The sequence below is a fragment of the Actinacidiphila yeochonensis CN732 genome, from assembly GCF_000745345.1.
GTDB lineage: Bacteria > Actinomycetota > Actinomycetes > Streptomycetales > Streptomycetaceae > Actinacidiphila > Actinacidiphila yeochonensis.
On record NZ_JQNR01000005.1, the window covers coordinates 3,156,139 to 3,169,949 of the forward strand.

Annotated in this window: 9 protein-coding genes and 1 pseudogene; 9 read left to right on the top strand and 1 reads right to left on the bottom strand. The window is 74.5% G+C overall.

The genetic code is table 11. From position 1 onward, the window contains the following. Positions 1–56 precede the first annotated feature (56 nt). Both BS72_RS25145 and BS72_RS25150 read left to right on the top strand, forming a co-directional pair. A complete protein-coding gene (locus tag BS72_RS25145; protein ID WP_051951654.1) occupies positions 57–1,724 on the top strand; it encodes a hypothetical protein in 1,668 nt (555 codons plus the stop codon). Between the two features lie 350 nt (positions 1,725–2,074). Beyond that, positions 2,075–3,031 carry a bifunctional riboflavin kinase/FAD synthetase gene (locus tag BS72_RS25150; RefSeq protein WP_037913812.1) on the top strand — a complete coding sequence of 319 codons (957 nt, stop codon included), beginning with the start codon at positions 2,075–2,077 and terminating at the stop codon, positions 3,029–3,031. Between the two features lie 507 nt (positions 3,032–3,538). Here BS72_RS25150 and BS72_RS36755 read toward each other — a convergent pair. After that, positions 3,539–5,962: an AAA family ATPase gene (locus BS72_RS36755; protein ID WP_265736810.1), complete on the bottom strand. Its 2,424-nt coding sequence runs from the start codon at positions 5,960–5,962 to the stop codon at positions 3,539–3,541. Between the two features lie 138 nt (positions 5,963–6,100). On the opposite strand from BS72_RS36755, the gene BS72_RS36760 reads away from it, so the two are divergent. The 7 genes and pseudogenes from BS72_RS36760 to dapB all read left to right on the top strand — a co-directional run. After that, complete coding sequence (locus BS72_RS36760) at positions 6,101–6,382, top strand: hypothetical protein (protein ID WP_157856324.1); 282 nt, start codon at positions 6,101–6,103, stop codon at positions 6,380–6,382. A 333-nt stretch (positions 6,383–6,715) separates the two neighbouring features. Continuing rightward, positions 6,716–6,901: a hypothetical protein gene (locus tag BS72_RS34700; protein WP_037913816.1), complete on the top strand. Its 186-nt coding sequence runs from the start codon at positions 6,716–6,718 to the stop codon at positions 6,899–6,901. Positions 6,902–7,719: 818 nt separating this feature from the next. Beyond that, on the top strand, positions 7,720–8,337 hold the full coding sequence (locus BS72_RS25170; RefSeq protein WP_063836133.1) for a chloramphenicol phosphotransferase CPT family protein: 618 nt from the start codon (positions 7,720–7,722) through the stop codon (positions 8,335–8,337). Between the two features lie 384 nt (positions 8,338–8,721). Further along, positions 8,722–9,009, top strand: coding sequence for a 30S ribosomal protein S15 (gene rpsO / locus BS72_RS25175; protein ID WP_033173003.1), 288 nt, complete (start codon positions 8,722–8,724; stop codon positions 9,007–9,009). Between the two features lie 362 nt (positions 9,010–9,371). Then, on the top strand, positions 9,372–11,591 hold the full coding sequence (locus tag BS72_RS25180) for a polyribonucleotide nucleotidyltransferase (protein ID WP_037913820.1): 2,220 nt from the start codon (positions 9,372–9,374) through the stop codon (positions 11,589–11,591). Next, positions 11,588–12,964: a M16 family metallopeptidase gene (locus tag BS72_RS25185; RefSeq protein ID WP_037913822.1), complete on the top strand. Its 1,377-nt coding sequence runs from the start codon at positions 11,588–11,590 to the stop codon at positions 12,962–12,964. The genes BS72_RS25180 and BS72_RS25185 overlap by 4 nt, the downstream gene beginning before the upstream one ends. 84 nt (positions 12,965–13,048) lie before the next feature. After that, positions 13,049–13,789 (top strand): annotated as a pseudogene (gene dapB / locus BS72_RS25190) (4-hydroxy-tetrahydrodipicolinate reductase); the annotation flags it as partial. Positions 13,790–13,811 lie beyond the last annotated feature (22 nt).

The window sequence follows — 13,811 nt, forward strand, 5'->3', positions numbered from 1 at the left end:
AGTCCGCCGGCGCGTCCCGGCGCCGTGAGGACGCCCGCTGGTGGGCGGCCCACCTGTTGCGTGAGGCGCTGCTCGGGGTCGCGGACGCCGGGCCGTTCCTGGACACGCTGCACGAGCTGGCGGCCCGGATGGCCGCCCGGGCGGCGGCAGCGGACATGTCGGTCGCCGCGTACCGCGGCGGGTTCGGCGGGTTCGGCCCCTGGTTCTGGCGGGCGCTTCCGCTACCCGTGACCGAGCGCGTCGAGCTGCTGCGGGTGCTGGTCCCGGTCGATCTTCCGGCCGCGCCGCCCGTCGCCCGAGCGGCCTCCCACCGGCCCGCCGGCGCACCTTCCCCTGAGGCGACCGCCGCTGACGCACCGTCCGCCGAGGGGCCGTTCGGCGACGCCGCCGAGGAACGCTTTCTGACGGCCACCGCCCGGCTGCTGCGGGCGGACCCGGTCACGGCCCTGCCGGCCGTGTGCGGCTGGCTCGACGACGACCGCCCGCTGCGCGCCGCCCGACCCGGCCCGGAGGAGGACATCGGCGCTCTGACCGTCGCGCGCGCCGCCCAGGCACTCCTGTACTCCCAGCACCGCCAGGCCCCCGAGGCCCTCACCGAGGCGCTGGCCGACGCCGCCCACCCCGCGGCCGACGCCGTGCTCACCGCCCTCGCCGAGGACGATCCGGCCGTCGTCTGCCGGGCCGTCGGCCGCTGGGCCCTCGACGACCGCCCCGAACGACGTGCCGCCGCCGCGGTCCACGGAGCCCTCGTCGCGGCCCGCGTCCGCCGGGACGCCGACCGGGAGGTACTGCGCCACGCCGCCCTCGTCCTCCTCTCCCGGCCCGGGGAGGACGCCGTGCACGCCGCCGCACTCGGCGTACTCGTCCGCGACCCGGCGACCCGGGTCCGCTACCTGCCCGCCGCACTCGGCCGGTTCGCCGCCCGCGACCCCGCCCTCGCCCCGGCCACCGTGCTCGCCGCGCTGCCCACACACCCCGAAATGGTCCTCGACGCGTTCCGGGAGCGGCTGCGCGCCCTCGAAGAGCCGCCGTACGCCGTGCCCCGGCAGCGGGTGCGCACCGGCCAGGCGGGCAGCGCGCTGGTGGCGGCGGGCAGGAGACCGGACGTCCGCTCCGGCCGCGGGGAGCGTGCCGGCCCCGACACCGGCGGCGCGAGCCTGCTCACCGCCCTCGCCGGAGTCAGCGACGCCGCGCTTCGCGGCCGGGTGGCGGCGCTGGTGCGCGAGCACCTGACGCGGCGGCCCGAATCCGCCGCGGACGTGGCCCGCTACCTGGAGCTGCGCCTCGAACAGGGCGCGGCGGCCCGCCCCGAGCTGCTGCCGTTCGCCACGGCGCTGGCCCGGGACCACCCTCCGCGTGTCCGCGCGGTGCTGCTGCCGGTGTTCGCCGCGCCCGGCACGCCGAAGTCCCGGCCGCTGCGCCGCGAACTCCTCGACGCCGCCCTGGAGACCGAGGCCGACACGGACGTCCTCGCCGCCGTGCTGACCGCCGCGGCCGGCTCCGCCGCCGCCCAGCATCCCCTCCTCACCCGCGACCTGGTGCACCGCGTCGCCCAGCTGCTCACCCGCACCCCTGACGGCGCCACCCGCTTCGACCGCACCATCGTCTCCCTCGCGGCCGCACACCCCGGCTTCGCCCGGATGCTGCGCACTTGGGTCGACGACGCCCCCTGGGAAGGCCTGCTCGGTCCCAGCGCCCGCCGCGGCCTGCTCACCACCGGCTGACCCGCCCACCACCCCTGCCGCTCCCCGTCGTTCCCTGCTGATCCCCGTCGGCCCCCGCTGTCCCGAGCCGCTTCCGGAAGCGTTCGCGGACCGCGGGCCGGCCGACCGCCCCGTGCCGATGGGGAAGCCGACGGCGGGGCATGGCAGGCTTGTCAGTGCAGCGACGGCCCTGGCACCTGCCCCGGCCGCAGCGGCCGCCGCACCGCTCCGGACGCGTCCGGGGCGTAACACGGACGAAGCACGACAAGCGGTATGACAGGCAGAACAAAGAACGGCACGGCACCTCGTACGGCGAAGCAGCCCGCGGTGCCTGTCGGCGACACGACGAGTACAAGAAGCGGAGCGTCAAGGTGCAGCGCTGGCGGGGCTTGGAGGACGTTCCGGGCGACTGGGGTCGCAGCGTCGTCACCATCGGTTCCTACGACGGAGTCCACCGCGGCCACCAGGTGATCATCGGCCGGGCCGTACGGCGGGCCCGCGACCTGGGCCTGCGGTCGGTGGTGGTCACGTTCGACCCGCACCCGAGCGAGGTCGTCCGGCCCGGCACCCACCCGCCGCTCCTCTCAGCTCACCACCGGCGCGCCGAACTGGTCGCCGCGCTCGGTGTGGACGCGCTGCTGATCCTCCCGTTCACCACCGAGTTCGCCCAGCTCACCCCGACCGAGTTCGTGCGGACGGTGCTGGTCGAGGCGCTCCACGCCCGCCACGTCGTGGAGGGCCCCAACTTCCGCTTCGGCCACCGGGCGGCCGGCGACGTCGAGGTGCTCTCCGCGCTCGGCCTGAAGTACGACTACGAGCTGGAGGTCGTGGACCTCTTCGTACGCGGCGAGGACGGCGGCGAGCCCTTCTCGTCCTCGCTCACCCGGCGGCTGATCGGCGAAGGCGACGTGGCCGGTGCCGCGGAGGCGCTGGGCCGTCCGCACCGCGTGGAGGGCGTCGTCGTCCGCGGTGCCCAGCGCGGCCGCGAACTGGGCTACCCCACGGCCAACGTCGAGGTGCTCCCGCACACCGCCGTCCCGGCCGACGGCGTCTACGCCGGCTGGCTCCAGGTCGAGGGCGAGGCGATGCCGGCGGCGATCTCGGTCGGTACCAACCCCACCTTCGACGGCACCGCCCGGACGGTTGAGGCCTACGCGATCGACCGCGTCGGGCTCGACCTGTACGGCCTGCACGTGGCCGTCGACTTCCTCGCCTTCCTGCGTGGCATGGAGAAGTTCGACACCATCGAGGCGCTGCTGGAGCGCATGGCCGACGACGTCAAGCGCTCCCGCGAACTCGTCGAGGCCGCTGAACCGCCCAGGGTCTGAGCCCGGGCGGCGGCCACCACTCCTTCCGGTCGCCGCGGCCGGACGTCGGGCACGACCGCACCCGAGGCAGCGCGAACCGACCGGCCGGCGTCTGGCCGGGCCACGCCGCCGTCGCCCATGCCGGACGTCCGTGGCGCACCGAGCGGGACCACGCCTGGCGGGTCGTCGCGGCGGAGCCCTCGTCGGACGGGACCGGCCGCCCGCTGGTCACGGGAAGGGAGACGTCGCCGTGCCTCGTGCTGGTGTGCCGCATCGCCGGATCCGCCCGGCGCAACGGCCGCGCCGACCTGCTACGGGAGCGGATCACGGCGCCACGGGTTGGTGAGCACGGCCTGCCGCCGCCGCGTGCCGGAGGCGGAGCCGGCAACCAGGAACAACTTCGGGGCGGAACCCGGCGGACAGGCCGGCGGCCGCCGTGACACCACGGCGGCCACCTGACACAAAACCCCGACCCGACCCGACCCGACCCGACCCCGAACCGGCGTCGCCCCCTCAGGGCGAGCGCCGCTACTGCTGCGGCGGCGGAGCCGGGTAGCCATAGCCCTGCTCCTGCGGCCCGCCCTCGGGCTGCCCGGGCTGACCCGGCTGTCCCGGCTGTCCCGGCGGGACGGGCTGCCCGGGCTGACCCGGCTGCGGCCACCCCTGCACCGCCTGCGGTGCGTGCGGGTAGGCGGACTGGGGCTGGAAGGACTGGCCCTGCGGGCCGCCCGGTGCGTAGGACTCGGGCGCACTCTGCGGCGCCGTCCCGTACTGGCCGGGCGGCACCTGCCCGGGCTGCGCATAGGGGCCCGGCTGACCGTAAGGACCGGGTTGGCCGTAAGGGCCCGGCTGACCGTAAGGGCCGGGTTGGCCGTAGGGACCGGGTTGGCCGTACGGTCCTGCGGGCTGTGCGGGCGGCGGGAGCTGCCCGGGCCGACCCGGCGCCGGCGCATCGCCGTACCCGGGCTGCCCGTAGAAACCCGGCTGGCCCGGCTGGCCCGGCACGGGGAGCCCGGGGATGCCGTTGGGCAGCACGGCCTGGTCCGCGGGCGCTCCGCTGTACGGGTTGACCGGCGGATACTGCTGTGCCTCCGGCCGACCCGGCATCGGCGGGGCCTGTACCGGCGGCGGGTTGGAGCCGTCCTGCGTCCACAGCCCCTGCGCCTGCTGCGCCCGGACGAAGTCCTCGGCCACCATCGCCGACAGGTTGAAGTACGCCTCGCGGGTCTTGGGGCGCATCATGTCGAGGTCGACCTCGGCGCCGGCCGCCAGGTGCTCGTCGAAGGGCACCACCTGCACCCCGCGGCAGCGGGTCTGGAAGTGCGCCACGATGTCCTCGACCTTGATCATCTTTCCGGTCTCGCGGACCCCGGAGATGACCGTGATGCTCCGCGCGACCAGGTCCGCGTAGCCGTGCGCGGACAGCCAGTCGAGCGTGGTGCTCGCACTGGACGCCCCGTCCACCGAGGGCGTCGAGACGATGATCAGCTGGTCGGCGAGGTCCAGCACACCGCGCATCGCGCTGTAGAGCAGGCCGGTGCCCGAGTCGGTGAGGATCACCGGGTACTGCCGCCCCAGCACCTCGATCGCCCGCCGGTAGTCCTCGTCGTTGAAGGTGGTCGAGACCGCCGGGTCCACGTCGTTGGCGATGATCTCCAGACCCGAGGGGGCCTGCGAGGTGAACCGCCGGATGTCCATGTAGCTGTTCAGGTACGGGATCGCCTGGACCAGGTCGCGGATGGTCGCCCCGGTCTCGCGGCGCACCCGGCGGCCCAGCGTGCCCGCGTCGGGGTTGGCGTCGATGGCGAGGATCTTGTCCTGCCGCTCACTGGCCAGGGTGGAGCCCAGCGCGGTGGTCGTCGTGGTCTTGCCGACGCCGCCCTTGAGGCTGATCACCGCGATCCGGTAGCAGGACAGCACGGGGGTGCGGATCAGCTCCAGCTTGCGCTGCCGCTCCGCCTCCTCCTTCTTGCCGCCCAGCCGGAACCGCGACGGCTGCGCGTTCGCACCGGGCTTCCGCGGCTTCGGCTGATTGCGCAGCAGCCGGTCCGAGGACAGCTCCACGGCGGCGGTGTAGCCCAACGGCGCCCCGCCATGGGCCGTCTGACGCGGGTCCGGTGCCGGGTGCGGCCAGGAGGCGTTCGACCGCGGGTCAGCGGGCGCGGCGGGGGCAGGGGCGGGAGCGGGAGCGGGAACGGCCGGTGGGGCGGCGTCGGGCGCCGTGAACGGGCCCGGCTGGCCCGGCTGCCCCTGCTGGGCAGTCTGGGACGGCCCGAACTGGCCCGGTCGCGCGGGCTGGCCGGGCTGGCCGGGCCAGCCCGGCTGCGGGAAGCCGTAGGCACCGTGCTGTGGCAGCGGCTGGAGCGGCACGGCCTCGTTCGCCGGCTGGTCGGGGTCGGAAGGGAAGCCGTAGCCGCCCTGGTCCGCGGCGTGCGGCCCGGCCGGCCCGGCGGCGGGCTGCGGCTGCGGCTGCGCCGGGACCGGCGCAGCCGGTTGCGGGACGGGGAACGCCGACGCCTGCGGCCCGGGCGCCTGCGGCCCGCCCTCTGCCGCCGGACGGGCGAACTGGCCCTGGACCGGCGGGTTCACCACGCCGGGCCCGTCAGGCCGGCCGGGGCGCGGGAAGCCGTAGCCGGCCTGGTTCGGGAGCTGCGGCACGGGCTGGTAGCCGCCCTGGTGCGGCACGGCGGGCGAGCCCTGCTGGTCCCCTGGGCGCGCCGGGCCACCCGGTTGCTGCGGGAACGCGTAGCCGCCGGACGCGGCCGGGCCGCCGTCAGCCGGGGGCGTGGGAAGCCGCGGAACGGGCGCGGCCTGCGGCGGAACCGCGCCGCCCGGCAGCTGCCCCTCGCCGAGCGGCTCGGGGAAGCCGTAGCCGCCCGGCCCCTGCTGGTGGTCTGCCGGCCGTGCCGTTTCGGGAGTGACCGGGGGGAAGGCGTAGGGGCCGGGCGCCACCGGCCGGCCGACGGGCGGCGGGAAGTCCTGGCCCGACGCCGCGTGCGGCTCCTGCGCCGGCGGGTACGGGTGCCCGGGGCCGCCGGTCGGCGTCGCGGGGGAGTGGGGCCCGGCGTTCGGCTGCGGACCGACCGGCGCGTGCCCGCTGCGGCCGTCCGGCTGGGCATCCTGCGCGGGCGCGTCCTCGGCCCGCGGGAACTGCGGCGGCAGCGGCGGAACCGGCCCGCGCGGGGCCCCGCCAGCCAGGGCGCCTGCCCGGGCTGCACGGCGCCGGGCAGCGGCGTCCAGACCGGAGCCCGCTTCTCCGTCGGCTCCGCGTCCTCCGGCAGCGCCGCGCCGGACGCGGAGCCGCCGCCCGGCCCGGCGGACCCGTCGTGGGACCTCTCGGCAGAGGGCGTGCCGACGACCGGCGCTTCCTGATCCGCCTCGGGCCCGGCGTCCGGAGGCACCACGCCCTGGGGCCCGGCCGGTCCGGCCCCGTGCGCTTCGGCCGGTTCGGCCGGTACGGCGTCGTGGGGCTCGGCCTCGCGCGGAGCCGTGTCCTGCGGCTCGGCCGCCGGGCCCGCAGGGCCGAATCCGGCGGCTCGCGGCGGTTCGGCCGGGCGCTCCGGGACGGCCGGGCGCTCCGGGACGGCGAACGAGCCGCCCGGGCCCGCCTCGGCAGCCCGGGACGGGACGCCGTCACCCTTCGCCGGCATTCCAGGGGCCCCCGGGCCGCCTGCCCTTTCGGCGCTCTCGGCGCTCTCGGCGTCCTTGACGCCGAAGGACGTCTCCCCGAGCTTCACGCCGGCCCGCTCCTCGATCTTCGCCCGCATCGCGGCGGCGGAGAACCGCACGGCGACGCTGCGCACCCCCTCTTCGCCGTCCTCGCCGTCCTCGGCGGCCGTACCAGCCGCCGGCGCCGGCCCGGCCGCCGGCGGCAGCGGGAAGTCCGTCTGAGCGGCGTGCCGTTCCGCCCCGGCCGCGACGGGCGCGGCCGGCGAATCCGGTGTCCAGGAGGGGAGTTCCGGTACCGATGCGGGGCCGGAGCCGGAGAAGGGGGCGGAGTAGGAACCGGAGAAGGGAACAGCGGAGGGATCGGTGAAGGGCGTCGGAGCGGCCTGCGGGAGCACGGGGCCCCACGCTGGACCCGGCCGCGCGGCCGGGTCCTGGCCCTGACCGGGCGGTTGGGCCGTACCGGCGGAGGCGCCGACGGGACCGTTCACCGGCGGGGCCGCCGGGAACCGTCCGGAGCCCCCGACGCCGTCCGAGGCACCCGCGGCGTCCGCACCCGGGTCGCCCGCACCCGTGTCCTCGTGCTCGGAGCCGTCCCCTTCCACGGCGTCCGACGTGCTCTGCATGTACCAGGCAGAGGGCGGGAAGTCGAAGCGGTACTCACCGGTGACGTCGTTGACGGCGCCGCCGGCCGGCTCCTCGACTGGGGCGCCCCCGCCCGCGCGGTCGTCGTCCCGATCGCTGCTCACAATGCCTCCCGGTCTGCGTCGAGGAGCAACTCGCGGCCGACTCCCCTCCCCGTACGCCGCAGGGCCGGGAGCCCCTGCGGGCCGCCGTCCTGCCGCTGTCGCCCACAGCCTAATCGCCCGAACGGCCCTGATGTCAGGCCGTGATGTCCCGCTTCGCTCTTTCCCGATCGAGCCGTGGCAAACCCCCGTCCCGCGCCGTCCCCCTCCCGAGTGGCGGCGGCCTTCCGGACCCGGCGCCCGGACTCCCACCAACAGCCCCCCCGGGGGCCCTTGACGGCGTATACGATCGCGCTCATGCGTCCCGGACGGATCATCTTCCTCAACGGCACGTCCAGTTCGGGCAAGTCCAGCATCGCCCGTGAGCTGCTCTCGATCCTCGACGGCGACCCCTACTTCTACTTCGCCGTCGACACCGTCAACGCCATGCGCGGCGCCAAGGACATCCCCCCGGGCGCCTTGGACGCGGTCCTCACCCGGACCCGGATGGGATACCACCGCGCCGCCGCGGGAATGGCCGCGGCCGGGAACGACCTCGTGATGGACCACGTCCTCAGTGAGCCGTGGCGGCTCGACGACTGCCTGACCGTCCTCGCCGACCTCGACGTCTTCCTCATCGGGGTGCACTGCCCGCTGCCCGAGCTCAAGCGGCGGGAGGCGGCGCGCGGCGACCGGCCGCCGGGACTGGCCTCCTACCAGTACACCCGGGTGCACGCCCACGGGCTGTACGACTTCGAGTGCGACACCGGCACCGCCTCGCCCCGGGAGTGCGCCGAGCTGGTGAAGGAGTACGTCGAGTCCAGGGTGTCCCAGGGCGGGCCGCCCACCGCCTTCCGCCGGCTGCGGGCCCTGCGCGCGGCGCACAGCGCCTATGCTTCGGAAGCTCCGGGCTACGCCGCGAGGCCGCCCGGGTAGCGGTCCTCCTCTTCAGGAGTCCTCCCCGGAGCCCTTCCGGCGAGCCCTCCCCGGAGGGAGTCCTCTCCTGAGCCTCCTCCCCGGCTCCGCGCGGGCGCCGTGCGCCGCCCCGGAAGCCGCGCACGGGGCTCGCCCGGCAGCGCTCACCCGGAAGGCGCTCACGGAGCCGTGTGTCCCCGGGTGCGGCGTGCTCCTCCGTGCCCCGGCCCGCCGCCGGATCACCCCCGGACCGACCCGTGAGGAGGGGGTGTCACCCGGGCTGCTACGCTGGGTGGCGGCCCGCGTGTGTCCGCACCGCGCGGCAAGGCCTCGTGAGTCACCTGAGACACCCCGCGATGAAGACCGGGGGCGCTCGGAGGCCGATCCGAAACCCTAGGAGTCCGTATGTCGCTCGACGTCGAGACGAAGAAGCAGATCATCGCCGAGTTCGGCACCAAGGAGGGCGACACCGGCTCCCCCGAGGTCCAGGTGGCCCTTCTGTCGCGCCGGATCTCGGACCTGACCGAGCACCTCAAGACCCACAAGCACGACCACCACTCGCGTCGTGGTCTGCTGATCCTGGTCGGTCAGCGCCGCCGTCTGCTCCAGTACCTCGCCAAGAAGGACATCACGCGCTTCCGCGAGCTGCGTGAGCGCCTCGGCATCCGTGCCGGTGCGGCCGGCGTCCGCTAGGCAGGCGCACAGGGAGCGGTTCCCGGATGAACGGGGCCGCTCCCTTTTCCGTATTTCCGTATGTCCGGGTCGGCCGCTCCCCAGCGCCACGCCCGGCCCACGGAGAACCGGTTCCGCTGCGCCGGGCCACGGGCTGTGCACAGGACGTGCGCGACAGGCCCGGGGTCTGGTGCAATGGAACTGTTGACAAACGACGAGGAGGGAGCGTCCTCACATCCGCCGCAGACGCCGGTCCTCGGTAGTGGCTCCCGGGTGGAACCACCCGGTGGCTTCGATCGAAGACCGGCCCAGGCAATGGACGCCCCTCCGCCGACGGCCCGCCGGGGAGACGCCCCGGGGGCGAGACGAGGAGAATCCCCATAGTGGAGAACGAGACCCACTACGCCGAAGCCGTGATCGACAACGGCACGTTCGGCACCCGCACCATCCGCTTCGAGACGGGCCGGCTGGCCCGCCAGGCCGCCGGCTCCGCCGTGGCCTACCTGGACGACGACACCATGGTGCTGTCGGCGACCAGCGCCTCGAAGCAGCCCAAGGAGCACTTCGACTTCTTCCCCCTGACGGTGGACGTCGAGGAGCGCATGTACGCGGCCGGCCGTATCCCCGGCTCCTTCTTCCGCCGTGAGGGCCGCCCCTCCGAGGACGCCATCCTCACCTGCCGGCTGATCGACCGCCCGCTGCGGCCGTCCTTCGTCAAGGGCCTGCGCAACGAGATCCAGATCGTCTGCACGATCATGGCGCTCAACCCCGACCACCTGTACGACGTGGTCGCGATCAACGCCGCCTCCTGCTCCACGCAGCTGGCCGGCCTGCCGTTCTCCGGCCCCATCGGCGGTGTCCGGGTCGCCCTGATCCGCAACCAGTGGGTGGCCTTCCCGACCCACACCGAGCTGGAGGAGGCCGTGTTCGACATGGTCGTCGCCGGCCGGGTGCTGGACGACGGCGACGTGGCGATCATGATGGTCGAGGCCGAGGCCACCGACAAGACGATCAGCCTGGTCGCGGGCGGCGTCGAGGCGCCCACCGAGGAGGTCGTGGCCGCCGGTCTGGAGGCCGCGAAGCCGTTCATCAAGGTGCTGTGCAAGGCGCAGTCCGAGCTCGCCGCGAAGGCCGCCAAGCCCACCGGCGAGTTCCCGGTCTTCCTGGACTACCAGGACGACGTCTTCGAGGCGCTTGAGGCCGCGGTCACCGACGAGCTGGCGCAGGCGCTCACCATCGCCGGCAAGCAGGACCGCGAGTCCGAGCTGGACCGGGTCAAGGGCCTGGCCGCCGAGAAGCTGCTGCCGCAGTTCGAGGGGCGCGAGAAGGAGATCTCCGCCGCCTACCGGTCGCTGACCAAGAAGCTGGTCCGCCAGCGCGTGATCCGCGACAAGGTGCGCATCGACGGCCGCGGCGTCACCGACATCCGCACCCTGGCCGCCGAGGTCGAGGCCATCCCGCGCGTGCACGGCTCGGCGCTCTTCGAGCGCGGCGAGACGCAGATCCTGGGCGTCACCACGCTGAACATGCTCCGGATGGAGCAGCAGCTGGACACCCTCGCGCCCGAGACGCGCAAGCGCTACATGCACAACTACAACTTCCCGCCGTACTCCGTCGGTGAGACCGGCCGCGTCGGCTCCCCGAAGCGGCGCGAGATCGGCCACGGCGCCCTCGCCGAGCGCGCCCTGATCCCGGTGCTCCCCACCCGCGAGGAGTTCCCGTACGCCATCCGCCAGGTCTCCGAGGCGCTGGGCTCCAACGGCTCCACCTCGATGGGCTCGGTCTGCGCGTCCACCATGTCGCTGCTCAACGCCGGTGTGCCGCTCAAGGCCCCGGTCGCCGGCATCGCCATGGGCCTGATCTCCCAGGAGATCGACGGCAAGACGCACTACGTGGCGCTCACCGACATCCTCGGTGCCGAGGACGCCTTCGGTGACATGGACTTCAAGGTCGCCGGCACCAAGGACTTCGTGACCGCCCTCCAGCTGGACACCAAGCTGGACGGCATCCCGGCGTCCGTGCTGGCCGCGGCCCTCAAGCAGGCCCGCGACGCCCGCCTGCACATCCTCGACGTGATGATGGAGGCCATCGACTCCCCGGACGAGATGTCCCCGAACGCGCCGCGGATCATCAGCATCAAGATCCCGGTGGACAAGATCGGCGAGGTCATCGGCCCCAAGGGCAAGATGATCAACCAGATCCAGGAGGACACCGGCGCCGACATCTCCATCGAGGACGACGGCACCGTGCTGATCGGCGCGACCGAGGGCTCCCAGGCCGAGGCCGCCCGGGCGATGATCAACCAGATCGCCAACCCGACCATGCCCGAGGTCGGCGAGCGCTACCTGGGCACCGTGGTGAAGACCACGACCTTCGGCGCCTTCGTCTCGCTCATGCCGGGCAAGGACGGTCTGCTGCACATCTCGCAGATCCGCAAGCTCGCCGGCGGCAAGCGCGTGGAGAACGTCGAGGACGTCCTCGGCGTCGGCACCAAGGTGCAGGTCGAGATCGCCGAGATCGACCAGCGGGGCAAGCTCTCGCTGATCCCGGTCGTCGAGGGCGAGGACGGCGAGGCCGACGCGAAGGACGAGTCGGCCAAGTGACAACCCGCTCCACCGCGGCGACGGCCCGCCCCACCACCAAGGGGCGGGCCGTCCGCACGCGGACCCTGCTGCCGGGCACCGACGGAACCGGCACCGTACGCCGCTCCGTGCTGCCCGGCGGGCTGCGCGTGGTCACCGAGACGCTCCCCACGGTCCGCTCGGCCACCTTCGGCATCTGGGCCGCCGTCGGCTCCCGGGACGAGACCCCGGCCCTCAACGGCGCCACGCACTACCTGGAGCACCTGCTCTTCAAGGGCACCTCCCGGCGTACCGCGCTGGACATCTCCGCCGCGATCGACGCGGTCGGCGGCGAGATGAACGCGTTCACCGCCAAGGAGTACACCTGCTACTACGCCAGGGTGCTCGACACCGACCTGCCGCTGGCCATCGACGTGGTCAGCGACATGCTCACCGGCTCCCTGATCCGCCAGGAGGACCTCGACGCCGAGCGCGGCGTCGTCCTGGAGGAGATCGCGATGACCGAGGACGACCCCGGCGACCAGGTGCACGACCTGTTCACCACCGCCCTGCTCGGCGACTCGCCGCTGGGCCGGCCCGTCCTGGGCACAGTGGACACCGTCAACGCCCTCACCCGTGACCAGGTCGCCCGCTTCTACCGCAAGCACTACGACCCCACGCGGCTGGTGGTGGCCGCCGCCGGCAACATCGACCACGCCACCGTGGTCCGCCAGGTCCGGCGTGCCTTCGAGCGGGCGGGCGCCCTGCACGACGCCGCGGCGGTGCCCCTGCCGCCGCGCACCGGCAGCCGCACCCTGCGCGGCACCGGCCGCGTCGAGATCCTCGACCGCCGCACCGAGCAGGCGCACGTCGTCCTCGGCATGCCGGGGCTCTCCCGCACCGACGAGCGCCGCTGGGCGCTCGGGGTGCTCAACGCCGCCCTCGGCGGCGGCATGAGCTCCCGCCTCTTCCAGGAGGTCCGGGAGAAGCGCGGTCTGGCCTACTCGGTGTACTCCTACACCTCCTCCTACGCGGACTGCGGCATGTTCGGCGTGTACGCCGGCTGCCAGCCCCGCCGGGTGCCCGAGGTGCTCAAGATCTGCCGCGACGAGCTCCAGCAGGTCGCCGAGCACGGTCTGGACGACGAGGAGCTGCGCCGCGCCATCGGGCAGCTGGCCGGCTCCACCGTGCTGGGCCTGGAGGACACCGGCGCCCTGATGAACCGGATCGGCAAGAGCGAACTGTGCTGGGGCGAGCAGCTGTCCGTGGACGACATGCTCGCCCGGATCGCCGCCGTCACCCCTGACGAGGTGCGCGCGGTGGCCCGGGACGTCCTGGGCCAGCGGCCCTCTCTCGCCGTGATAGGTCCGGTCAAGGAGAAGCAGGCGGCACGGCTGCACGAGGCCGTCGCGTGAGCCGAACCGTCCACACCCGGTAACACCCGCCCCCCAGGGGGATCGCCCCTTACCGCCAGCATCGACCCGAAGGACCTTCGAACGATGAGCAAGCTGCGAGTGGCCGTCATCGGCGCCAAGGGCCGGATCGGCTCCGAGGCCGTCCGCGCGGTGGACGCCGCCGACGACCTCGACCTGGTCGCCGCCGTCGGCCGGGGCGACCCCCTGGAGGCGCTGACCGAGGCCGGTGCCCAGGTGGCCGTGGAGCTCACCCACCCCGACTCCGTCATGGGCAACCTGGAGTTCTGCGTCCGCAACGGCATCCACGCCGTGGTCGGTACCACCGGCTGGACCCCGGAGCGGCTGGCCACCCTCGAAGGGTGGCTGGCCGGCTCCCCGGACACCGGCGTCCTGATCGCGCCGAACTTCTCCATCGGCGCCGTGCTCACCATGCGCTTCGCCCAGCAGGCCGCCCGCTGGTTCGAGTCCGTCGAGGTCGTCGAGCTGCACCACGACCGCAAGGCCGACGCGCCCAGCGGCACCGCCACCCGCACCGCGCAGCTCATCGCCGCCGCGCGCGACCAGGCCGGCCGGCCGCGCCAGCAGGACCCCACCACGCACGCCCTGGACGGCGCCCGCGGCGCCGACGTCGACGGCGTACCCGTCCACTCGGTCCGGCTGCGCGGCCTTCTGGCCCACCAGGAGGTGCTCTTCGGCGACACCGGGGAGACGCTTACCATCCGGCACGACTCGCTGCACCACAGCAGCTTCATGCCGGGCATCCTGCTCGCCGCCCGCACCGTTCCCGGCGTCCCCGGCCTCACCTTCGGCCTGGAGCACTTCCTGGCCGGGGACGAGGGCGCCGACG

What these genes read in the sequence shown, in the direction of transcription:
- BS72_RS25170 (WP_063836133.1), top strand. Translation starts at nt 7,720, where the DNA reads ATGCGTCCCGGACGGATCATCTTCCTCAACGGCACGTCCAGTTCGGGC.
- rpsO (WP_033173003.1), top strand. Translation starts at nt 8,722, where the DNA reads ATGTCGCTCGACGTCGAGACGAAGAAGCAGATCATCGCCGAGTTCGGC.